We start from the raw sequence: 23981 nt of genomic DNA, 5'->3' as shown, positions 1-23981 counted from the left end.
CCTCTAGTGTAAATCTTGTAAACGGGTGACCGTTTCCCGGTCTTCGTATTTCATTGCCAAGCAAGCCGCCTCGGCACCTGATAAAGTTGTAGTATAGCTAACCTTATGCTGCAATGCATTGCGTCTAATAGCAAAAGAATCAGCCGTTGCCTGTTTTCCTTCCGTGGTGTTTACAATAAAATCAATTTCATTGTTTTTGATAAAATCAACAATATGGGGTCGCCCTTCAGCTACCTTAAATACGCGACGGCAATCAATCCCCGCCGCTTGAAGTACTAAAGCGGTTCCGCGCGTTGCTATAATTTCAAAACCCAATTGAATAAGTCGCTTTGCAATTTCGCCAATTCGTGTTTTGTCTGCATCACGCACTGAAACGAAAGCACGTCTTCTTTTGACAATATTACAACCCGCACCCAACTGCGCTTTAGCATAAGCCTGTCCAAAACGTCTCGCAATACCCATCACTTCGCCCGTCGACTTCATTTCAGGCCCTAAAATAGAATCAACCCCAGAAAACTTGATGAAGGGGAATACGGGTAACTTTATTGAATAAAAAGCAGGCATTGGATAATGCTGACTTAAACCTTGTTGCCTCAGGCTTTGGCCCACTTTACAACGAGCAGCAATTTTGGCTAAAGGATAACCCGTCGCCTTAGAAACAAAGGGAACGGTACGTGAGGCACGCGGGTTTACTTCAAGTACGTAAATATCATCCGCTTGAATAGCAAATTGAGCATTAATTAATCCCACCACACCTAACTTCAACGACAATTGCCGAATTTGTTCGATTAAATCCTGCTGTACCACAACGCTTAGGCTAAAAGGAGGTAGAGTACAGGCTGAATCCCCCGAATGGATACCTGCCTGCTCAATATGCTCCATGATCGCACCAATCATCACCTCTTCGCCATCACAAACCGCATCGATATCAACCTCAATCGCATCATTCAAAAACTTATCTAAAAGAACAGGAGAATCGTTAGACACTGCGACCGCATGGGCTAAATAGTGACGCAGATCTTCTTCCTGATAGACCACCTCCATTGCACGTCCACCCAAAACATAAGAGGGTCTGACAACTAGGGGATAGCCAATTTGTTTAGCAAGTTCAATCGCTTCTTCTTCGCTGCGTACTGTGCCATTTGCTGGTTGATGTAAATCCAATTCCGTGACTAATTTTTGAAAGCGCTCTCGATCTTCTGCTTGATCAATCGCATCGGGAGAAGTACCAATAATGTTGACCCCATTCGCCTCCAACAGCCGCGCTAATTTAAGCGGCGTTTGACCACCATAATGGACAATCACCCCTTCTGGTTTTTCTACCTCTACAATCGATAAAACATCTTCAAGTGTTAATGGTTCAAAATAAAGACGGTCAGAGGTATCAAAATCCGTAGAAACTGTTTCAGGATTGCAATTGACCATAATCGTTTGATAACCCGCTTCTCTTAATGCCATAGCAGCATGAACACAGCAATAATCAAACTCGATTCCTTGGCCAATACGATTGGGGCCGCCTCCCAAAATCATTATTTTTTTCTTATCCGTTTCGGGTCGTGCTTCACAAGCGCTTTCATAACAAGAATAAAGATAGGCTGTATCGCTAGGAAATTCTCCAGCACAGGAATCAATACGCTTATAGACTGGTTTAATACCTAGTTCCAAACGACGTGCTCGCACTTGCCCTTCGCTGCAATAAAATAATCTAGCTAAATAAGCGTCGGCAAATCCTCGCCGCTTCAACTGATGCATAGTGAGCTTATCGATTTCAAGGATTGACTTACCCATGACCGTTTTCTCGATAAGGACTAACTCTTGAATTTGGGCAAGAAACCAGGGATCAACTTTGGTTTCTTGATGGATTTCTTCCAAGGACAGATCGAGACGGAAAGCATCCGCAATATACCACAATCTATCGGGGGTTGGCTCAAGCAAATGCCCACGTAAGCGTTTCAGGTCTTCGCCTTCTCTGAACAAAGAGTCGAGACCCGAGCGACCAATTTCTAAACCGCGGATAGCTTTTTGCAGCGACTCTTGAAAATTAGCACCAATGGCCATCACCTCACCCACTGATTTCATCTGCGTCGTCAATGTCTTGGGGGTTTGGGGAAATTTGTCAAAGTTAAACCGTGGAATCTTCGTCACAACATAATCAATACTTGGTTCAAACGAGGCTGGAGTCTTGCCGCCAGTAATTTCGTTATCCAACTCATCCAAGGTATAGCCTACCGCAAGCTTAGCCGCTACTTTAGCAATAGGAAAACCAGTCGCTTTAGATGCTAAAGCAGAGCTTCTAGATACGCGGGGATTCATTTCAACAACGAGCATGCGGCCATCTTCTGGATTAATCGCAAACTGAACATTCGAGCCGCCGGTATCAACACCCACAGCGCGCAAGACTTTGATGGCTGCATCGCGCATGCGTTGGAACTCTTTATCAGTTAAGGTTTGCGCTGGTGCAACGGTAATGGAATCGCCGGTATGAACGCCCATTGGGTCGAAGTTTTCGATCGTACAGACGATAATGCAGTTATCATTTTTATCGCGCACAACCTCCATTTCAAACTCTTTCCAACCTAGGACGGATTCATCAATAAGCAATTCTCTTGTCGGTGATAAATCTAACCCACGAGAACAGATCTCTTCGAATTCTTCACGGTTATAAGCGATCCCCCCGCCACTACCGCCCATGGTAAAAGAAGGGCGTATGATGGCTGGATATCCCAATTGTGCTTGCACTTGAAACGCTTCTTCTAAACTATGCGCAATGGCCGAGCGCGGCATTTCTAAACCAATTTTTTTCATCAATTGACGAAATTTATCGCGGTCTTCTGCTTTATCAATGGCTTCGCGGGTAGCCCCGATCATTTCGACAGAATATTTTTCTAAAACCCCTTCCCGGACCAAATCTAAAGCACAGTTCAGTGCAGTTTGCCCGCCCATCGTGGGCAGTAAGGCGTCAGGACGCTCTTTTTCAATAATGCGTGCAACTTCCTGCCATTGTACGGGTTCGATATAAGTTGCGTCAACAAGCTCGGGATCCGTCATAATCGTGGCTGGATTTGAATTAACAAGAATGACTCGATACCCTTCTTCTTTTAAAGCTCTTAGAGCTTGTGTACCGGAATAATCAAATTCGCAGGCTTGGCCGATAACAATTGGACCTGCACCGAGGATAAGGATAGATTGGATATCAGTACGTTTTGGCATGATTACGACAGAGAAAAAGTCAAATGCCTTATTTTACCCAATTTTACCTTGAGATTATACCTATACTTTTTTTATTTTGATTTTATTGCTTGCTGGTAACCTATGCTCGTCAACGGAGTACCCCCGGCGTGCGTCTCGAAGGCCTGTCCTGAGGCGCTCGAAGAACAAACTCAGCCCCGAAGGGAGCCAGATAAAATAATAACAGTAGCGGAACTTCAGCTCACTTAAAATCCTGATGCATCTTCGCCCAAATTCTTCCCAATAACTCATGCATTGCCAAGCTTAAATAAAAGAGATTTTGGGGGGTAGGTAAGTAACGTTTAGCCCAACGCTCATCATTCCAATAAAGAGTGAAATCTGTCGGGGCAGCAATGGGGTGTAAGCCCTGTGCCCAACAAAGTTGCATAGCACGGGGCATATGAAGCGCAGAAGTTACTAAATAAAAAGGCTCATTATGAACGAGCAATTTAATCGCTTTCACTTGATCTGCTGTATTTATTGAACCTGTTTCTAATACGATATTGCTCGGCGGTATAGCAAACCATGCAGCAACTTGTGATAAATTGTTTGCTTCTGGCACCTCAAATCCATAACCCCCACCTGATAAAAGTAGTTTAGCAGCGGGTAATTGCCGATATAAACGCAGACCTTCAATCAAACGTTTGATGCTTACTGTGGATAGAAGAGAATTGGGTGGCATAGATTCTTTTTCAGCCTGGCCGCCGCTTAACACAACCACCCAATGAATTTTTGGATCCGGTGCCATAATCGGTAAATAATCATCCTCAAGGCTGCGAGTTAGGCTTTCAGCGAGCCAGCCTGTGCTGAAAAAAATGAGTAAAAGAAAAACAAATAGCAGTCCGCCGCGAACAATTAGTCCATCTCCCATTAGCCAAAGCCCTAGTAAAAAAACAGCAAAAAACAGCATACTAAGGAAAAAGGGATTTAAAATTACTTCAAATAAATGACGATAAATAGCCACTATCTCATCCTGTGCATTAAATAAAGTCCTAAAATAGCAAACAAACAGGTGGGAGCAATCGCTGCGATTTCAGGAGGCCATTGCATGACCTGACTTACTGGACCAAAAAATCGATTGATAATATGAAAACCAAACCCGACTGTTGCACCTGTCAATAATTTGGAACCCATAGTGGATGAACGCAGGGGTCCAAAAATAAAAGGGATCGCAAGCATCATCATGACCATCGTCGTCAACGGTTGAATCAGGCGCTGCCAAAACGCTAAGCGATAATTTAATGCATTTTGATAGCTCATTTTTTGCGCACGCAGAAATTGATTCAATTGATGCAAGGTCATTTCATCGGGTTCATTAGAGCTTACGCTGAGAATTTTCGGCTTGACATTCACATCCCAAACCATCGAAGGAATATAGCGCGACTCAGTATTTCCATTATTAATGGTTGTTTCAGCAATCGCATAAGCAACCCAGTGATTATTCACTAAATTGATTTTGTTAATCATTCTTGACATTCGCAGATGATGTTTTTCATCAAAACGATATTGATAAACGAGTACCAAATTATTGTGCGGTAAGATAGCACCAATAAAAATAAAATCATTTTGATGACGCATCCAAACACCTGCCGCTGTTCGCAAAGTTTGTCCAGAACTGAGCGCTTGAGCTTTTTGATCATTGGCTAAATGGGATAACCTTGGAACGATGGTTTCACCTACTAGAGTAACAATAACAATCACGATCATCGCTGCTTTCAGCACAGCCAAGGTAATTCGCCCAATCGACATACCAGCCGCTCGCATCACGATCAGTTCGCGATGATTAGCCATAATGCCTAAGCCAATTAAACAGCCCAATAAACTAGCCATTGGAAAGAACAAATAAACTTGATAAGGCATTTGTAAAAAAACGTAGACTGCAGCTTGGATAATGCCATAGTCGGCTTTGCCTATATCATCCAATTGATTAACAAAAAGAATAAAAATTTCTAAGCCTGCCAACATCAAAGTCACTAATGAGATGGCGGCAAGTACTGTTTTTGCGATATAGCGATCAAGTAATTTCACGATAATTTCACCCGATTACGCCAAATCAAGGCCAAGCCTATTAAAGCAACTAAGAGATGTAGCCACCAAACACCTATCCACCAAGGCACTTTTCCAGCGGCTAACCAATCACGCGCCACAAAGATAAAATTCGCATAGATAATATAAAGAACTAGGGCAGGTAATAATTTTGCATATTTACCCGACCTTGGGTTCACTCGACTAAGAGGCACAGCAACTAAGGTTAGAACCAAGACCATAATAGGCACTGATAAGCGCCATTGTAATTCGGCAACTTTCGCTTTATCGCTATTATTCAGAGGCAACAAACTTCCAAAGCTTGCTGTACGTAGATCTTTATTCAAATCATCAATCTTAGGGTGCGGTAAACGCATTTTGAATTGTGCAAATTCGGCTGTTTGATAAGTGTTTAACCCAGGAGCCCCCTCATAGGCATGCCCTCCCTGAAAAACAATATAATCTTCATAGGTTTTGGGATCGGTTTCAGCAAAAGCGCTTTCCGCCCAGAGAATATCCCATTGTGGTGTATTATTTTTCATAACATGACGAGCTAGAAAAATATTCTTTGCTTTTGAGTGATCACGATTCATTGATTCGACATAAAAGATCTTTTTACCACTCGATTCCGCGCGAAAGCGACCGGGAACAATGAGCTGTACCAATGTTTGCACGCCTGAAGTCCGCAGCAAGATAGTGCGTTGAGTATTGATGATAGGACTAGCCCATGTCATGAGAATAGTCACTACAACAAAAATTAAGGCAGCCATAACCATGGTGTGTTTGAGTAATTGATTAGGTCCATAGCCACAGGCTTGCAAGACTGGCATTTCGCTTTCTGCATACAAACGCCCATAAGCAACTAAAATCGCCACATAAAAGCCCAGCGGCAATAATAAAGCCATTAAATTAGGCATTTCCAACATCATTACCTTCATGATGATCATGCCAGGAATCTGCCCGCTTGCTGCGCGATCCAAATAGTGCACAAACTGATTCGACATGAAAATCAGCATTAGTATGCTGGTTAAAGCCACTAAAGTAACGAAAACTTCTTTGGCTAAATAACGAAAAATCAACACGACCTATTTCTCTACCTTTATTAGCAAGCGCTTCATGCGCAAATTCATACAAGTCCAATTTGGTATCACATTATACCCTTTGAAATTCACTTTGCCTAAGATCTTGGAAATTTACTGTCAAAGAGTCACAAATAAATAATGGAAAGGTGCATATAAAGAGAGAACAATAAGAGGATACTATCATTAGAGTGAAAGAGCACCCTAAGCATTTTATCCATTGCATTGGAAATAATTAACATTGAGTTGAGTAAGCATTGGTTGAAAACAAGACCCTCCTCAATGCTCCAAAATAAAATTGAGGCACCAATATAATCTTTTGCAAAAGAATAAAAATTATAAAAACGATAAATACTCCTCGTCTTTAGATGAATCAAAGTTGATCATTCCTACGCAAAGCGCCAGCTCCTACCTGGTGTATCACTTTTGCAACAGAACCCTTAACTGTTGTAAACATTTATTGCTTAATTTGACTGCAACCATATTTTGTTCTAATTGTTACTAATTGGAGCAGTTTATTTCAATATATCTTTACGTAACCAGGTTTTGTAGTTATGCCAGAATTGTTGAAAGACTTAAGATTTAGAATTGATGAATTGGACCGAGCTTTAATTACACTCTTATCCGAGCGCTTAGAAGTAGTCAATAGATTAACTGAGGTAAAAAAACAACAAGGATTACCTCTATATTGTCTTAGCCGTGAAGCCTCAATGTTAGCCGCTAGGCAGAAAGAAGCTACAGAGCAGGGGGTATCGCCGCAATTTATAAATGATATATTGCGTCGTATTATTCGAGAGTCTTATGCCCAAGAAAATAATCTAGGTTTTACTTGCACAAACCCACAAGCGAATAAAATTATTATCGTAGGTGGCTATGGTAAAATGGGGAGTATTTTTTCTGAATTATTCAGTCTTTCTAATTATGAGGTTCTTAATTTAGGTGAAATGGATTGGCCCTTTTCAGCTCAACAATTTGAAGATGCTAGCCTGGTATTATTAGCCGTACCTATAGATAAAACCTCCCTTATTATCAGTGAATTACCTCCATTGCCGTCCACCTGTATTCTAGCAGATATCACTAGTATCAAGAGCAAACCAATTGCTGAGATGCTCAAGGTACATTCTGGTGCCGTGGTTGGACTTCATCCTATGTTCGGGCCTCATATTAAAAACCTAGCAAAGCAAGTAATTATCCATTGTAATGGTAGAAACCCCCATGATTATGAGTGGTTATTAGAACAGCTGCGCATTTGGGGCGCCCAATTACAGCCATCAACTCCTGAACAACACGATAAAATGATGCGTTTTATCCAGGTACTTAAGCATTTTACAAGTTTTACCTATGGAGTCTATTTACATTCAGAAGAAGCAGATATTGGAGAATTGCTCAATTTTAGCTCGCCCACTTACCGTTTCGAGTTAGCCATGGTAGGGCGTTTACTGACGCAATCACCAGAATTATACGCTGAAATTATTCTTTCATCGCCAGAGAATATAGCAATGCTCCGGCGTTATCATGAAATGTTTGGATTTCTTTTACAAGAGATAGAACAAAAAGGCTCTTCCAGCTTTATAAATTACTTCGAAGAAACAAAGGCTTTTTTTGATCAATATACCTCTCAACTTCTTAGTGAAAGTAATCAGATTTTAGCTCATGTAAATGATGTCAAAAAGGACTGTTAATAAGATTTTTCACACTTAATGACCCAAGTTGAATGAATCATTGTTGTGGAGGTGGCAAATGCCTGATGTTGCAGATTATATAACAGAGACCTTAGTTCAATTAGGGGTAGAATATGTATTCGGTATTCCAGGAGGAGCTATAGAGCCGATGTTTAATGCGTTAGGGCGCGCCCGAAATAAAATAACATTAGTTACTTCTATGCATGAATGTGCTGCAGGATATATGGCCCAGGGCTATTATTTAAAAACAGGAAAATTGGGGGTTTGCTGTGTTACCACTGGTCCAGGCGTCACTAATCTTGTGACCAGTATTGCTAGTGCCAATGAGGATAATGTCCCCTTGTTAATTATTTCACCTCAAATTCCACTACCTTATTTTGAGCGTGGAGGTCTACAGGAATCATTTAACAGAACCAATACAATTGATTTACTTAAATCAATTACTACCTACAGCAACATAGTTATGCATCCAAAGCAAATATTTTTCATATTGCGGTCGGCAATATTACGAGCTCTTACAGAACGAAAACCGGTGCATATCAGCATTCCATCGGATGTTTTAACCACGAAACTTACCTATGACACAATTTCCATACAAGAATATATACTACCTAAATATTGTGTAGATAACGAATATATATTTCGTTTAAAAGACCTCTTATTAGATGCAGAAAAAATAGCCATTCTTGTAGGTAGAGATTGTGTAGAAGCCGCAGAAAGTATAGAGGAATTCGCAAACTTTATAGGTGCGTATATTATATCAACCCCCCCAGGGAAACTTTGTGTTAATGCCCAAAATCCAAATTATTGCGGTGTTTTTGGATTAGCAGGTCATGAAAGTGCTATTGAATTATTAAAAGATCCTACCATTGATGTGTTACTATCTATCGGAACCAACCATGATGTTTTTTCTACTAATAATTGGTCTGAACATTTGCTTCATCATAAAGCCTTGGTCAACATCTGTGAACATATAGAAATAGAATCAATCATTCGAACTTCAAAAGCTAAATTGCAGTTGCAAGGAAATATAAAGCAAATTGTTCAGGCTCTTCATGATGCTTTAATATTGCACAAACAAAATCTAGATGATGGAGAAAATAGAGTTCCTCTAATTCCACGTACTGTGAATGAATATCCTCTTACTTATATGGATAATAATCATTTATATGATTCTAATCCTATTAAGCCACAACGACTTTTTTATTTGCTGAGTCAATTGTTTCCCACTGGTACTGTTTTTTTGAGTGACATCGGTAACAGCTTTGTCTGGGGAAGTCATTACGTGCAAACCCCTTTACACTGCTATTATTCATCTTATACCTTTGCCCCTATGACTTGGGCGATTGGCACATCTATTGGGATGGCGCTAGCCTCCCCTAATGAAGTTTATGTTGCCTTTGTTGGCGATGGGGCTTTTCTAATGGATGGCTTTGAAATAAGTGTAGCGCAAAAATATAAATTAAAAATTGTTTTTGTTATATTAAACGATAGTGCTTATGGAATGGTGGCACATGGCCAAAAACTTAATAATGCTGAACGATTAGGCTGGGAATTACCAACAGTGAGGTTTAATACAATTGCAGAATGCTTAGGGTTAAAAGCTTATGAAATCAATTCAGCTGAGGATTTAAAAGCCCTCAACATTTATTCAGCAGAAGATTTAGATGGCCCTGTATTATTAGATGTGAATATTGATAAACAAGCAGTGCCTCCAATGGGTGTTCGATTAATTAATTTAAATCAAAAGAATTAATAAAAAATATCTGTGCGCAAGGATTGGATACATCTTTCTCTCCTGCGCCAGATAGAGTTAAGTATCAGTGGGCTTGAGAGGCACTGAGCCCTTCTACTGAGGCTTTCCACGCCATTCCATGGGTTTGGGTTAAGGGTTCTTACAACTCGCGCTGCTGGCAAAGATAAATCGACCTCGATAGCAAGGCCTTCACGGTGAAATCATCAATAACATTTAATAAGCGGTAAGTGCGACCAATCCTCTGCCAATCAATCTTTTTTTCATGAGGTTTGGCCATCGTTATGCCCCACAATTTCGGGTTACCTTAATTGTAATGCAACAGGTATTAAGATCATCTTTAGCTATTAAAGTTGACAGATCACACGGAGAAAGATAAAATGCAATCCTAACTGATAAAAATAAGAGCAATATGAATAATAAAGACACCATTTCAGCAGATAGATTAATCCCAGCACAACGAAGCAATAAGGATGAGCTTTCACTAACTAATTTAACCCAAAATGAACAACAACTAATGCCACGAGATGAGGGGGATTCTTCCGCCAGTAGTGAAGACAATAAACTGTATTATGGAATGTTTTCTGCTTTGTATTAAAGAATTCAATCTTGCAGAAAAAGCTAAATAGCCAGCAAACAGTTAAGCAAATCAAAAAACTATCGCTAAAAACAACCCATTATAAGTAATTACTCTACTAATAATAGCAAATATTGCCGCAACAGATGTCCTTGGTGAATGAAAATAGCCGGTTGGTTACTCTCTGCAAAACCAATGGCGCTATTTTAATGAACACATCTCTGCCAACTGTAATAGAAAGGACTCCGTTTCCTCCCAACCTAAACAGGGATCTGTAATCGACAACCCATCTAAATCAATCGCGGTAGGATTTTCTGCATCCACAGTCTGATTCCCTGATTTTAAAAAGCTTTCAACCATAAAGCCTTTCACCAAAGGTCTTAAATCCTGTCGATTTCTTAAGCTATTAACAACCTCAAAAATAATTTTCGGTTGTAACCGGTGATCTTTTTTTCCGTCTATAAGACAATTATCATGGCTCGCATCAATCACGACAGAGGGGTTTTTTATGTGATGTTTCTCCATCTGTTGCATCACTTCCTCCAGATGAGACACTGAGTAATTTGGCGCAAGATTAGAACCGCGTAATACTAAATGAGCATGCTGATTACCGTGTGTTTGCACTTCATCACCATCGAAAACAGCAACATGCTGGTATTGAGCTGCAACAATACTATTGACGCCAATGGCTAATGAACCATGCGTTGGATTTTTCATACCAACTGCACAATCCAATGCAGAAGCAAAAATTCGATGCTCTTGGTCTTCTGAGCTACGAGCACCTATTGCAACCCAAGAGAGCAACTCTGCAAATCCTTTTGAATTATGAGTAAATAAGGCTTCATCAGCGATAGGGAGTCCCATTTCAATGATTTTAACCATCATATCTCGTGTATACCTAACACCTGCTGCGATATCGGGAATAGAAAAAACATCAGGTTGGTTAACTGGACCTGTCCATCCTTTTGTTGTTCGTGGCTTTTGTATGTAGACACGCATCACTAGTTTCAGAGCATGTTTCACTCTTTCATTCAATTTTAAGAGTCGCTCAGCATACTCCAATACCGCCTCTGTGGGCCAGGCTGAACAAGGTCCAATAATCATTAAAAAACGTTTATCCCTACCTTCTAAAATAGCTTTTACTTCTTGCCTGTCTTGCAGAATTCGCTTAAGTGCATTCACTGATAACGGAAATGTTTGAATAATCTCTTCAACTGGCGGTAGTTTTTTTAAAAAAGTGTAGTTCATGATTACCTCTACAATTACTAATTTAGAGTATATGCATAAGGATCCGGTCTACTGCTGAAACAAGTAAGCCGTTATTTTCAATCGATAAATCCGCTAGTTTTTTATAAATTTCATCTCGTTCATTCCATAAACGATTAAACGAAACAAGTGGCGACTCCTCTATGGAATAAAATGCTGGTCGGCCTTGAATCATAATTCTTTCAAATACCACTCCTCGAGGCGCTTCTATATGTACTACAACACCAGCTTTAATCAATTGTTGGTTTTCTTTGTTTATAGGCGTTCCCCCTCCAAGGGAGATAATAGAAGTGTTGGATTGGATACTTTGTGCCAACCCCCTTTTTTCTAAATCCCTAAAATAAGATTGACCGTGTGCTTTCATGATCTGCTGACAAGTCCTTTTTTCCTTATTCTCACTTGCAAACATACGTTCAATCTCTTCATCAAGATCAATAAAAGGCAGCTCTAGCCGAGAAGCCAGTTCTCGACCAATCACCGTTTTCCCCACCTGTTTAAACCCAATTAAAATAATAGGGTTAAGAAACTGTTTCATCGGTCACCTCCACCTTTGCACCTAGTGACTACACAATATTGGTTAAGGCTGGAAAAAAATGCTCTATCTTCGGCCGTGCTGCCATCGATTAATAGGCCAGCAATAGCCAAAACCATCGTATGAAGATTCATAGTATCTCTCACTCAAGCACTTTGAAGTTTACTTTGATAGACAGTCATTCCCCCCCGGAGTATTTCTCCCATCTTGAGCTACGGTAGTTGCACAAAAGCCAAGAATGATTATTTATTATAGAACTGCTCATCCTCTGTACTTCCGTTTAATGCCGTGGTAGTACTTCTTCCCTCCATAATCGTATTTTGTACCTCATCAAAATAACCAGTCCCAACAAAAGCCTGGTGTTTAGTTGCCCTAAACCCATTTTGTTCTTGTGCCATTTCGCGCTGCTGCATTTGAGAATAGGCATACATACCTTCCTGGTTGTAAGCCCTGGCGATTTCAAACATGCTCAAATTTAGAGCATGCCAACCTGCTAAAGTAATAAACTGATATTTATATCCCATCGCAAATAGTTCTTCTCTAAACGATTTCAACTCTTTCTCATTCAAATGAGCTTGCCAGTTAAAGGAGGGAGAGCAGTTATAGCATAGTGTTTTCCCCGGATTTTTTTCATGAATTGCTTGCGCAAAATCGCGTGCTTCAGCAAGATTAGGCTTCGAAGTCTCACACCAAAGTATGTCAGCATAAGGAGCATAAGCTAGCCCACGGCTAATGGCTTGCTCTATGCCTTGTTTTACATAATAGAAACCTTCCGCTGAACGTTTCCCCGTTAAAAATACTTTATCGTTGTAATCAATTTCACTGGTAATTAAATTAGCAGCATTTGCATCCGTTCGAGCGATAATAAGGGTAGGTACACCGAGTACATCAGCTGCTAGTCTTGCTGCAATCAATTTATGGATAGCTTCACTAGTTGGAACGAGCACTTTACCCCCCATGTGTCCACATTTTTTAGCAGAGGATAATTGATCTTCAAAGTGTACAGCTGCAGCACCGGCACGAATCATATGTTTCATCAGTTCATAAGCATTTAGATTGCCGCCAAATCCAGCTTCGGCATCTGCAATGATAGGTGCATACCAGTCAATTGAGTAATCGTTGTTCAGACAATGAATCTCATCGGTGCGTTGGAGCGCATTATTGATTATTTCTACAAGTTTTGGCACTGAGTCAACAGGGTATAGGCTTTGATCGGGGTAGACTTGTCCAGAGGTATTATGATCACCGGCCACCTGCCAACCTGAACAATAGATTAATTTTAAGCCTGCTTGTACAGCCTGTATAGCTTGATTACCTGTTAAACATCCTAAGGCGGTAATGGGTTCATTTTTTTGTAACAAATTCCATAACTTAGTAGCCCCCCTGCTTGCGAGAGTGTATTCAATTTTAACTGAAGGTCTTAGTTTCACTACGTCTTCTACCCTATAAGACCGCTTTATGCCTTTCCACCGGGGATTTTCTTTCCAGTCATTAGCTAACTCATTGATTTGTTCCTGAATATTCATTTTACACTCCTATTTCAGTTAGATAGAAATAAGCAGGGGTGGTTATAGGATGATTAGAATTGGAATTAATCTCTTTGTTTCAAATAATTCGTGGGTAACCGTTTCGTCGTCATAAGAAAAATTATTGCATACTCGCTAAAAACAACTCACAGATTTTAACTTACCATTTATTTGATACTAATTACTATTCAATTATCTTATTACCACTTAGTATTTTTGCTGCAGTGCAAAAATTTCTATATTAACTAATAGTAGAATCTGTGTAATTTCGCAATTTTTTTTGTTAATTATTCATGATTAAATCTTATATTTTATTGAAAATAATCATTTATTTTAATCCAATACTTTAATGATATAGGAGTGATGGAGATACACTTGAAAATCAAAACTCGAGACTACCTGATGATTATGGACAAGTTCCCAAACAGTAGAATTGCGGACAAAGCCGAGGTAAACTACCGCTTTTGGTTAGAGAAAGCAAAATGCATTACAGTCTTCTGGATAGGCCCACCCTAAAAACCAGCGAGTGTCTCGTTCTTGGCCTCTTTGCTGACAATGAGTTTCCTGATTTTGTTAAAACCCTGGATCAGCAGCACAACAAACTGATTACACGCCTCTTTGCCAAACTCAGCGAGGAAGGGGATTCGGTGTGGCAAGCGGATATTGAGGGCCATAGCTTAGTGCTTGTTCATTGCGGCAAAAAAGCTTCATTTAAAATGAAACAATTGCGCAAAACCTTGAATGACCTTGTTCCAGGACTCATCAAACAACGAATTAGCTCTGCTAGTTTTTGTCTCCCGCAAATTGCTGAGCATGATGCGGACTGGCAATTAGAGCAAATGCTTTTACAAATTGATTCACAACTTTACCAGCTATCCGAATTCAAAACTAAAAATAATAAACAACCCAGGCTGGAGACGGTCCATTTTTATTTAGCCGAAGCGTCCAACAAGACTATTCAATCCGCAGAAGCCATCGCTCAAGGGATTAAATTTACGCGTACCTTGGCCGATTTACCTGCGAATATCTGTACTCCAACTTATCTGGGCGAACAAGCTGCGGCTTTAGCTCAAGCCCATGAAAACCTCTCAGCTAACGTGATGGGGCCTGAAGATATGCGCGACCTAAACATGGGAGCCTTGCTTGCTGTAGGCCAAGGAAGTCAGCAAGAGCCCCGTTTTATTGAACTTCATTACTGTGGTGGCGGCGATACTGCCCCTGTTGTTTTAGTCGGTAAGGGAATAACTTTCGACTCCGGTGGTTTGTCGATAAAACCTGCCAACACAATGGATGAGATGAAATATGATATGGCCGGTGCTGCCTCTGTCTTTGGGATCTTGAAAGCCTGCGCAATGATGAAACTCCCGATCAATCTGATTGGTTTGATCCCCAGCGCGGAAAACATGCCGAGTGGCACAGCAGTTAAACCAGGTGACATTGTCACTAGTATGTCTGGACAAACGATTGAAATACTAAACACCGATGCCGAAGGTCGGTTAATATTAGCCGATGCCCTCACTTATGCAGAACGTTTTAAACCCAAATTAGTCATTGACTTAGCCACCTTGACTGGCGCTATCATCGTTGCTCTAGGTTATGCTACCTCAGGTTTTATGACGGAAGATGAGGAACTCGCCGAGCTGATTCTTCGCGCAGGAAAAGAAGCGGATGATAAGATTTGGCGCATGCCTTTGGATGAGGTTTATCAAGAAGCGCTTGATAGCCCACTCGCTGATATGATTAATGCCTCCTTCGACCGTAGTGCCGGAGCCATTACTGCAGCTTGTTTTCTGTCCCGCTTTACTAAAAAATATCGTTGGGCACACATCGATATTGCTGGTACTGCCTGGATCTCGGGTAAAAAACGTATCGCAACCGGCCGACCTGTCTCATTACTCATTCAACTCTTACGCCATGTCATCGATTCGCGTTGATTTTTATTTATTAGCTAATAATGATGAGCAAGCCAAATGCTTGCTTGCTTGCCGTTTATTGGAAAAAGCCTATTTACGAGGCCATCGTGTATTTGTTTACTGTAATAATCAGCAAGAGGCAGAAACCTTGGATGAATTATTATGGACTTTTAAAGACAACAGTTTCATCCCGCATAATCTGCAAGGAGAGGGTCCTGAACCACCTCCTCCCATACAAATTGGTTATCGTGATGAGCCACGTGGCTTTAATGATATTCTTCTCAATTTAGCCACTGAAATTCCGGGGTTTTACCCACGTTTTCGGCGAGTAATAGAAATTGTCAGCAACGATGAAGCAGCTAAAGAGTTGAGCCGAGCTCATTATCGGGAATATCGCGCTAAACACTGTGAATTACAAACGCATGAGATCATTTAATTTTTATCAGCTTTAACTCTTGTTTTACTTCAATAAATTGACCAAAAGTAACTTAAAGATTTAATACTTATTTCAAATTAATTCGAAAAATATAATGCAATTTAATATTTAGTTAATACTAAAATTTTACAATATAACAATTAAGCATATTAATTTAAGGCTATTGGAATGCGAAGTAAAAAAGAAATTCAAAAAGATACAGAATCTTTTATAGAGATTTTTAATTCTTCTGAAGAGATACTTACTCTTCTTCTAATACAGCAAGATCCTTCTGACCAAGAACCGTTAGGGTTTCTATCGGAAATGATAAATACAGTTAAAAATCATTTAACAAATATTGATAAAAACACCACTGAGGAATTAAAAAAATTAGATGAAGAACTCTTTTCGCCTTTAATAAGAGACATTCAAAGTGAAATTTTATGGCGGATGGAAAACCAAGTTAAAATTAGCAATCATCCTGATGCAGCAAATCTACAAAAAAAATTAGAAATCTTGAAGACTCCCTTATCAATCAATGAATTCTCTTCTTTGGTAAAAGAATTTAATAAGCTTCTACCTCTAGATCTAAAAGTGCTGAGGGATGTAAAACTTATTATTGACGATGGGCAAAAATGTATTGATCTTTTTAGCGAGCTCCCCAATGATCTATCTTATTCTGTTTCTGATACCCTTAAAGAAATAGATAAACAAATTGAGAAGTTAAAAGAGCTTAAAGACATCACTAAATTAAAAGATGCGCACACACAACTTTCTCTTCTAATTAGAACAGTTCAAACTGAGATGCTGAGGTATTTTTTAAAGCAGGCTGAGGAAAGTAAAGCACCAAGATACCTTGAGAAATTGAAAAAATATGAAGTTATGTTTTCTGAGAAACCCCGTATTCGCTTATCCCCAGAAACCATGACTTCGCTCATTGATGGTTTTAAAGAAATAGCTCTTTATGCAATGCCTAAAAAAACAGCTAAGATGAACGCAGCCCCTTCTGCAACTGTTTCAGACGCTCATAATAGCCCTGCTCCAACTTCTAAAGGAAAAAAAACTAAAAAAGGAAGAACTAAAAGGGTAGTCGCAATTGCAGATCCTGCGCAGCCAGAGAGTCTTATATCAGAGAAGTCTATAGCACGTAAGTCTAGGTTTATGCCTTATCAAGAACAAGTTGCCGAAATCGATAAAAGCATAAGAGCTGTCAACCAAACCCTGCTAGAGTTGGGCACTCAAAGTAACATCAAGGGTGAACCCCTCAAAAGTCAACCGCATAACATCAAGAAAACTCTGGAGATGATAGATAAATTAAATCAAGAAAGAGCCCCATACAAACTTTTTCTAACAAGCTGTCTATCCGATTTTTCTAGAAAACCTGAGGAAGAAGAAAGGAACAATACTAAAGAGTCTATTTTTTCACAGTTTGGAAATAAGCTGAAATCTGTACTTCCTGTTCAGCCAGAAGTCTTGTCGAACCCTTCTAAACTTTTAGATGGCGCTAAATCGAAGAATGATGTTAAGCGTGAATTTGAAGCCTTAGACAGGGGAACTACCCTGCGAGCTTTAATTGCAAAAGAAAAGGAATACTTGGAAAGTCTAACTCAACTTGCCAATGAAATAAAATATCAAGACATCTTTTCCCCAGATAAAGCTGTCCAAGCTAAGTATAAAGAAAAATATAGAGCCGTCTGCGAGAAAAATGCGATACAAGTTAAAGCTGCAGAGAGTTATAACGCGCTGTTCGAGCGAAAAATTTCACTAACCAAAGCTCAAGAAGAAAAACTTAAAGAGCTCAACAAGCAAGAAGTCGCACTAACTCGCGCTGAAGAAAAATATAAGCTCTTATCCACGCAAAAAGCTGATGTTGAAGAAGAACATCAAGCACTCCGCAAGTTGCAAGATAGCTTTGCTAAAGCTAAAGAAGAATATAAAGCACTCGGCAAAGAAATAGATACGGTAACTGAGGATGAACACGAAAGTAGAGCATTCTATGAGCGACAGGTTCTAACTAGGGATGAACAGGATTTCAAAACCTTATATGAGCAAAAAACCGCATTAGTTCAAGCTAAAGACGAATATAACGCACTCTGTATGGAGTTTGACGAAATCTATAAGCACTGCAAAGAACCGCCATCGGCTCCTATGGGAACTGAGTTAACCAAATTGACTTCAACACTTAGCAACATAAAAGCAGAACAAGATGAGGCTGTTAACAATGTAGTTAGAATTATTAAAGAAATTAATGATGCAAAAATCTTACAGATAGCTGCTATTAAAGGGCAAACTTCAATACTCCAACATGAAATTAGTTTATTAAAAAGTAGACATCTCATGCTTAGCGCTACTGTAGTGAAATACAATGATACAGTTGACGCCGTTAAAAAAGAGAGAGTGCAATTTAATAAAGATTGTAAGGATGCGCTCCAGTCCGTCAAAGATTTATTTGCAAAATTGGAAGCCCAAGCCAAGGTTTATAATTTATCTGATAACTATTTAGCCGAGATAAGATTACAAATTCACAAAGCAGAAAGCGGTATGAGATTAGTTCTAAATCAATATAATTCATGCCCCCATTCTGTATGGAATACTAAAAAGCAAGACCAATTGGATCGCCTAGCCATGATTCAATCCAGTTTGGAAACAAAGATAAAAGCAGGGAATGAGGATTTTCTCGAAAGTACGCGTGAAATAAAAAGAAACGTAGAGAGTTTAAGAGACCACATTACACAAAACGCCAGTTTACTTAGAACCGTGTACACTCCTGAGGAATTAGCTGAGGTCAACAATAAATTAGATTTGATAATGCTTGCACTGAAGAATGTAACTAAACCTCAACTGAAAGATTTATCAAAACCTATCTCCCTAAACGCCGAACCATTAGCGCTGTTAAAGCGACGTGTTTCTGAGCAACAGGTAGCAATCGATAGGGCTATTGAAAATGCAAAAGCTCTAAAAAAAGCTGCTGCGGCAAAAAGTAGGGCTACAGCACAAGCAGAAGCTCCCAAACCAGAACCTACTTTTCTAGAAAGCTTGGCTCAAGTTGCCTCAGGGTTTACAAAAAATCCCAAAAAAGAAAACTCGAGGCAACAAGCTCAAAATAAAAAGCCACAAGCACCTATTCATAGACCAGTTAGAACTCTTCATCCAGCCAACATTAGAAGTGAGTCTGCAGAACTAATACAAGCAAGCGCAAACCAGTTATTTGAAAAAGAGACTGAAAAGCCAAAGAGTCAAGGCTCTTCTCCAACGGCGCCTACTAAAAATACTCAAAGTTTATTTGGTAATGAACCTCAAGTAGCAGATGATAGTAACAGCATAAAAGATACCAAAGAACCTCCCAGAATTCTTGAAGAAAAAATCCCCCCTCATTCTGTTGCTCAAACCATGGAAGAATCTACTAATAGCGATACTACAGGGGTAGCTAATAAGGAAAAACAAGAACCGCAAAATATACAAGTCCCATCGACAGAAACTCCGCTTGATTCTTCAACCTCACTACTCAGCAAAGCTAGCTCTGATAATCCGACACCAGATCCAGATGAAGAAATTCACCACTCTGATGAAGTACCACAAGCCACTATTACTAATACTGATATTAAAGAAGATAATAATACGTCTACAGATAAATCAAACTCTAAAGAAGTTCAAATTATTAAGACAATGAGAGCTAAAATTCAGGCTGAAATTGACCGTATCCGTACTACTCATAAAAAAGAAGATGAAACCGAAGATCCTCGTATTAACATTCTGAACAATATGGATATTCGTCTAAACCAGAATCTAGGTTGTTATTTACTGCCTATATCAACTACTACTCCCGCTGATTTTATTAATTCATCCATACTGTCAATAAGTGAAGCGCTAAGGGAGGGGGATTCCAACTATCACAGCTTAACTACTGAGGTGTCAAATTCCTTTATTAACTTCATCAATACCCTTTTGCGGCCACTAACTTGGGGTTTTAAAACATGGAACGGTGAAAATTATAGAGCTCGATTCTTCCCCAATGAAACAGAAGTTATGATTGCTTCTGCTGCAGAAGAAGCCCATAAAGGTTTGATCAAGTTACAGCAGGAATTAACTATATTAGATGAGCCCGATCACGGCACTTTGAATGCCGGAGATAACCCGAGCGTTTAGAAATACAAGGTTAGGCCTTGCTTTTGGCCTAACCCTACCTCAATTTATAAAAAAAAACAGTCCACAATTCTTTATAGCTCCTAACTTAATAATGACATAAGCCTCTTATGCTATTCTTATCATAATGTTTAAAAAAAGAAAAATTTATATTAATTTTGACCATGTCGAGATTGAGATACTATGTCAAAAAGTCCATACCATGCAATGTTAGCTTATAACGAATCTTTGAAGAGAAAATTCGTATTGCATGGAGCCGATGATTCAAAGATGGTTTTATTAACCCCTTTTCGTGCAATTGCTACTCCAGCAGGCTCTGTTTTACCTTCATTAAGTGAACTCAGTGAAATTACCACACCAAGCATTTTAGAAAAGAAAAAAGTTTATTCCAATGGCCAAGCCACCCTCTCGATAGTCAATCAAGATGATAGCTATCAAACTACTGTCTATGTCACTACAGCAGAAAAAATAAGAAGCGCTTTACGGAATGGTGTCTTTGATGCCAGTGGTATTCAAGATCCTCTTGCTAAGATGATTGCACAAATCGGTGAATATAAACGCACCGTATTCGAACGCTCCACTGAATTAGGTATAAAAGTCAGAAAAAATGAAGAAAGATTAGCTGTTGCCGATGGTGCACAAACCTTTATTGAGGCTCTACAACCGCTGAATCGCTCTGTTAATCGTTACCAGTCCGTCAAAACACCTAAAGAAAATCTAGAAGTTATCATTAAAAAACTCGCAAAATTCCGGGAAAATATGCGAAATGAAAGAAGGGCTATGGAAGCCAAAATGGGAGAGAAAACAGATCTAGAGCCTTATTCTACTCTAATCCATGGCGCAAAGACCCTCGGCTACGCGGCCTACCAATATGAACAATCGCTCATAGCCATAAAAGATCAAAATCCTACCCAAGAACAAGTCAGAGCAATTTTAGGCAGCTATGGCGGCAGTGATAGTTTATTAAAATATTTTTTACAACAGCAGATTAATACGATCACGCAAACAGCGATCGATGCGAGTTACAGCGTTAGCGGCTTATATCAAGACGGTAGTGGTTTATCTCAAGCTTTACTTGATGCCCAATTCACCGGAGAAGGCTATTCTAGTCAAATGACGGATTATCATAATCCAGTCACTAAAGCCCATAGCTTAGATTTTTCTGCCAAAGACCAATCGGAATTAGTGACTGTTGATTTAGCGGAATATGGTTTTAATCCTAAATCGCAGGTTGATTTAGCAAAGCGAATTGCGTTAATCAAACGGAACGAGGAAGGCGGAGAGCTCTATCAATCCAGCGATGACACGGTCATGCTAATTAATTTCAGGGGGGAAAAAGGAAAAATACCAGGCTACACTGCCGCCAAAAGAGGCTTATTTGTCCTAGTTAATTCTGGCATCGATGTGGTTTCTTTTGGTCTTGATCTCTTGTACTCAGGTTTCTTTGCAGCAACAGGTATAGTGAATCTTAGTCTGAGAGCCTTCGATCGCGAGCCTTTCAAGATTCCGGCCTTTCCTAGCCAACAGGCTTTTTTACAAAAATGGGATATTGCTGAAGAAAAGTATAAAACGCTGGAAGAAACTCGAGAACTTTTTCGTGACAAGCCCCCTACCCAAGTGACCAATGGTGGTCTTTTTGTAACAGGTATGCAATTTCTCGGTCAGCAAGTGGCTAATTTTAGCCTGAATCCCTTAGGTGAAGTGATTAAAGGCATCACGGTTCATTTTTGGGAAGGTATGAAAGATATTTACTATGATATCTCTATTGGTAGAAATTCAATCAGCGATAATGAACTCATGCTCCTACTCGATTCGCGTCTGAAGGACGATGAAAGAGCTACTCGTCTCCATACGCAAAAAATTGAGGACTTACATCGTACTTATAAAGAGAAACTCCCATCCGATAGCGAAGTATTGAAGCAATTATCCTATAGTGACATGTTTTTTGATCATCATGTTGAAGCAACAGCCGCATATCGTTTAAATCCAGATAATCCAGAAGATTTTGTATCCTGGGCCTCGAATGATTTCACCCGCAGTATCGTTGAAGTATTCACCAAAGAAATTTATCGCGCACATCCAATCGGCGGTGTCGCCTTTACTTTAGCAGCCTGTACTGCAGCGCCAATGGCTATGCCCTTCTTAACAAAGCTCTCTTTCCTTCATTTTATTTACGCGAAAATGAATATCCCTATAGCAAAAACGTTGGTGGGTCAAACACAGGGACTCATGTCTTCTTTTTCTACCGCCATGATTAATGGGAAAGCCGCTTTTCTATTCTTCGATTTAACGAGCGGCAAAAATAGTCTTGCTATCCGTGGTGTAGAAATGCTCATTGAAAATCCCGTGTTAGCCACCGTTGTTGGCCTGGCAACTGTCGGCTTGGGTTTTGAAATTGCCTTTCACGCCGATATTCCTTGGTTGAGTAGTTCAATAGCAGAAGAAGCGGGACACGCGACTTTTCCGTATTTGGAGCTTGGCGTATCAGGCGCAAAATTAGCTGCCATTGTTATCGAAAGTGGTATTCGCTATGACTGGGAAGAAGAAGAGTCTGAACAAGATCATGAAAGTGATGCCGAGGCCAAAAAGTCTAAATCTGCCCAATCACCTAATGCTAAAGCTATTCGTCAGGCTCAAGCCAAGATGGAAGCGTTACGCCCCGAAGTTAGGGCAGCGATTGCGGTAGGTTATATAAAAGCACAAAAAAATGGAGCGCACGAATTAACTCCAGAAGAAGAAAAGCAGATTGATCAACAAACAACAGAATATCTCAATGCATTCAAAGATGCTTTACACCCTGACTACTCTGATTCGACAGTTAATTTGCTTGAAAAGGCGATTACAAACTATGTTCTAGAAAATACCCAAGTTTCCGAAGAAACAGAGACCAAAATCATTCCCAAATTGCAAGAAAGCTCTAAGCGAGCTCGCATACGCCAGCAAATTTTGCAACTTGAACCAGATAATTTACCGCAGGATGAAAAATATAAAATAATGCATTATGTCAACACCCATTATGCAGACAACCCAGAATATATTGCTGCAGTGAAATATAAATTAATCGGTGGGCGTGAAAGAATTGGAGGATTAGCCGGTTCCCTAAAAATGACTCTTGCATATATTCCTGCTATCACACGAGCAAGTGTGGCTCTAATTTTAATTTCAGGTTTAGCTATTGCTTCCTTTATTAATCCCAAGCTCGGTGAAAGCAGGCGTTTTAGCTTTCAACCGGTACAGGATTTGTTGGATAAGGCAAGAGTTGACTTTGGATTAATCGTACGGGCAACCGCTAATGTGGTAAGAATAAGTTGGGAATTAGTAGGCGCTGTCCTTCGGGTTCCTATTGTCCTTTTTTATACCCTAGTTGCTAGTCCATTACTTATCGGCCAATACCTCGCTTCTTCTCATTATTTTCCAACCCCTAACGAAATGAATTCGGTGTTATCGGAGCTGATATTTGCACCCGGCAAAATCAGTCAACTTTTTAATGCGGCGATTGGTTTTTTCCGCGCAGGCGCTTCCGCAAAACATTTAGAAGTAGCAACAAAAGAGATGCTGTTACAAGAAATCGGCGAAAATATTTCGCAGCTTCAACCCTTAATCCTGGGGAAAATGGCCACTCAAAAGAACGTAGAAGAAAAGCAGAGGGAATTATTGGATAGTACAAGAATAATGATGCGTGAGTTCGAAGCACATGCTCCAAAAGAAGAGGAACAAGATACTCAGCTTGTTAGGGTTGTTGCGGAATCTAGGGACGGGATTAGGGTAGTAAACATAGAAGAAACACCTCCATTAGAAGAAGCTACTGGGGCTGCCACAGAGCCGAAATCCCTATAAATAAT

General features: G+C 39.9%; 14 protein-coding genes and 1 pseudogene. 7 read left to right on the top strand and 8 right to left on the bottom strand.

Going from position 1 to position 23981, the window contains the following annotated elements:
* Positions 1 to 3: 3 nt before the first annotated feature.
* From carB to lptF, 4 genes are all read right to left on the bottom strand, one after another.
* Positions 4 to 3210, bottom strand: a complete 3207-nt coding sequence (carB, locus tag Lnau_RS12445; protein WP_058505475.1) for a carbamoyl-phosphate synthase large subunit — start codon at positions 3208 to 3210, stop codon at positions 4 to 6.
* Between the two features lie 220 nt (positions 3211 to 3430).
* Positions 3431 to 4192, bottom strand: coding sequence for a YdcF family protein (locus Lnau_RS12440; protein WP_058505474.1), 762 nt, complete (start codon positions 4190 to 4192; stop codon positions 3431 to 3433).
* Positions 4192 to 5262, bottom strand: a complete 1071-nt coding sequence (gene lptG, locus Lnau_RS12435) for an LPS export ABC transporter permease LptG (RefSeq protein WP_058505473.1) — start codon at positions 5260 to 5262, stop codon at positions 4192 to 4194. The genes Lnau_RS12440 and lptG overlap by 1 nt, the downstream gene beginning before the upstream one ends.
* Positions 5253 to 6335, bottom strand: a complete 1083-nt coding sequence (lptF, locus tag Lnau_RS12430; protein WP_058505472.1) for an LPS export ABC transporter permease LptF — start codon at positions 6333 to 6335, stop codon at positions 5253 to 5255. Before lptF ends, lptG begins: the two co-directional genes overlap by 10 nt.
* A 551-nt stretch (positions 6336 to 6886) precedes the next feature.
* Between lptF and tyrA the strand changes: the two genes are divergently transcribed.
* Both tyrA and Lnau_RS12415 read left to right on the top strand, forming a co-directional pair.
* Positions 6887 to 8014 carry a bifunctional chorismate mutase/prephenate dehydrogenase gene (gene tyrA, locus Lnau_RS12420; protein ID WP_058505470.1) on the top strand — a complete coding sequence of 376 codons (1128 nt, stop codon included), beginning with the start codon at positions 6887 to 6889 and terminating at the stop codon, positions 8012 to 8014.
* 58 nt (positions 8015 to 8072) lie between these two features.
* Positions 8073 to 9770 (top strand): thiamine pyrophosphate-binding protein, encoded by a 1698-nt coding sequence (locus tag Lnau_RS12415; protein WP_058505469.1) that lies wholly within the window; start codon positions 8073 to 8075, stop codon positions 9768 to 9770.
* A gap of 99 nt (positions 9771 to 9869) precedes the next feature.
* On the opposite strand, the pseudogene Lnau_RS16805 reads toward Lnau_RS12415, so the two are convergent.
* Positions 9870 to 10005: pseudogene (locus tag Lnau_RS16805) on the bottom strand (IS3 family transposase); the annotation flags it as partial.
* A 174-nt stretch (positions 10006 to 10179) separates the two neighbouring features.
* Here Lnau_RS16805 and Lnau_RS12410 point away from each other — a divergent pair.
* On the top strand, positions 10180 to 10365 hold the full coding sequence (locus Lnau_RS12410; protein WP_058505468.1) for a hypothetical protein: 186 nt from the start codon (positions 10180 to 10182) through the stop codon (positions 10363 to 10365).
* Between the two features lie 180 nt (positions 10366 to 10545).
* On the opposite strand, the gene Lnau_RS12405 is transcribed toward Lnau_RS12410, so the two are convergent.
* The 3 genes from Lnau_RS12405 to aceA form a co-directional block, all read right to left on the bottom strand.
* Positions 10546 to 11592 (bottom strand): 3-deoxy-7-phosphoheptulonate synthase, encoded by a 1047-nt coding sequence (locus tag Lnau_RS12405; protein WP_058505467.1) that lies wholly within the window; start codon positions 11590 to 11592, stop codon positions 10546 to 10548.
* Positions 11593 to 11614: 22 nt separating this feature from the next.
* The gene (locus Lnau_RS12400) at positions 11615 to 12145 is read right to left on the bottom strand and encodes a shikimate kinase (RefSeq protein ID WP_058505466.1); all 531 of its coding nucleotides are present in this window, start codon (positions 12143 to 12145) and stop codon (positions 11615 to 11617) included.
* Between the two features lie 239 nt (positions 12146 to 12384).
* Positions 12385 to 13668, bottom strand: a complete 1284-nt coding sequence (aceA, locus tag Lnau_RS12395; protein WP_058505465.1) for an isocitrate lyase — start codon at positions 13666 to 13668, stop codon at positions 12385 to 12387.
* A gap of 482 nt (positions 13669 to 14150) precedes the next feature.
* Here aceA and Lnau_RS12390 point away from each other — a divergent pair, with 482 nt between their 5' ends.
* The 4 genes from Lnau_RS12390 (at position 14151) to Lnau_RS12375 (ending at position 23976) form a co-directional block, all read left to right on the top strand.
* The gene (locus Lnau_RS12390; RefSeq protein ID WP_058505464.1) at positions 14151 to 15602 is read left to right on the top strand and encodes a leucyl aminopeptidase; all 1452 of its coding nucleotides are present in this window, start codon (positions 14151 to 14153) and stop codon (positions 15600 to 15602) included.
* A complete protein-coding gene (locus tag Lnau_RS12385) occupies positions 15583 to 16017 on the top strand; it encodes a DNA polymerase III subunit chi (RefSeq protein WP_058505463.1) in 435 nt (144 codons plus the stop codon). Before Lnau_RS12390 ends, Lnau_RS12385 begins: the two co-directional genes overlap by 20 nt.
* Before the next feature lie 168 nt (positions 16018 to 16185).
* The gene (locus Lnau_RS12380; protein ID WP_058505462.1) at positions 16186 to 20142 is read left to right on the top strand and encodes a hypothetical protein; all 3957 of its coding nucleotides are present in this window, start codon (positions 16186 to 16188) and stop codon (positions 20140 to 20142) included.
* A 180-nt stretch (positions 20143 to 20322) separates the two neighbouring features.
* A complete protein-coding gene (locus tag Lnau_RS12375) occupies positions 20323 to 23976 on the top strand; it encodes a hypothetical protein (RefSeq protein ID WP_058505461.1) in 3654 nt (1217 codons plus the stop codon).
* Positions 23977 to 23981 lie beyond the last annotated feature (5 nt).

Source organism: Legionella nautarum (assembly GCF_001467895.1).
GTDB lineage: Bacteria > Pseudomonadota > Gammaproteobacteria > Legionellales > Legionellaceae > Tatlockia > Tatlockia nautarum.
This window is presented reverse-complemented; position numbering and strand designations above follow the sequence as displayed.

Bases quoted from the DNA above. Each gene is read 5' to 3' on its own strand.
- carB (WP_058505475.1), bottom strand. From the start codon at position 3,210: ATGCCAAAACGTACTGATATCCAATCTATCCTTATCCTCGGTGCAGGT.
- tyrA (WP_058505470.1), top strand. From the start codon at position 6,887: ATGCCAGAATTGTTGAAAGACTTAAGATTTAGAATTGATGAATTGGAC.
- Lnau_RS12415 (WP_058505469.1), top strand. From the start codon at position 8,073: ATGCCTGATGTTGCAGATTATATAACAGAGACCTTAGTTCAATTAGGG.
- Lnau_RS12410 (WP_058505468.1), top strand. From the start codon at position 10,180: ATGAATAATAAAGACACCATTTCAGCAGATAGATTAATCCCAGCACAA.
- Lnau_RS12405 (WP_058505467.1), bottom strand. From the start codon at position 11,592: ATGAACTACACTTTTTTAAAAAAACTACCGCCAGTTGAAGAGATTATT.
- Lnau_RS12400 (WP_058505466.1), bottom strand. From the start codon at position 12,145: ATGAAACAGTTTCTTAACCCTATTATTTTAATTGGGTTTAAACAGGTG.
- aceA (WP_058505465.1), bottom strand. From the start codon at position 13,668: ATGAATATTCAGGAACAAATCAATGAGTTAGCTAATGACTGGAAAGAA.
- Lnau_RS12390 (WP_058505464.1), top strand. From the start codon at position 14,151: ATGCATTACAGTCTTCTGGATAGGCCCACCCTAAAAACCAGCGAGTGT.
- Lnau_RS12385 (WP_058505463.1), top strand. From the start codon at position 15,583: ATGTCATCGATTCGCGTTGATTTTTATTTATTAGCTAATAATGATGAG.
- Lnau_RS12380 (WP_058505462.1), top strand. From the start codon at position 16,186: ATGCGAAGTAAAAAAGAAATTCAAAAAGATACAGAATCTTTTATAGAG.
- Lnau_RS12375 (WP_058505461.1), top strand. From the start codon at position 20,323: ATGTCAAAAAGTCCATACCATGCAATGTTAGCTTATAACGAATCTTTG.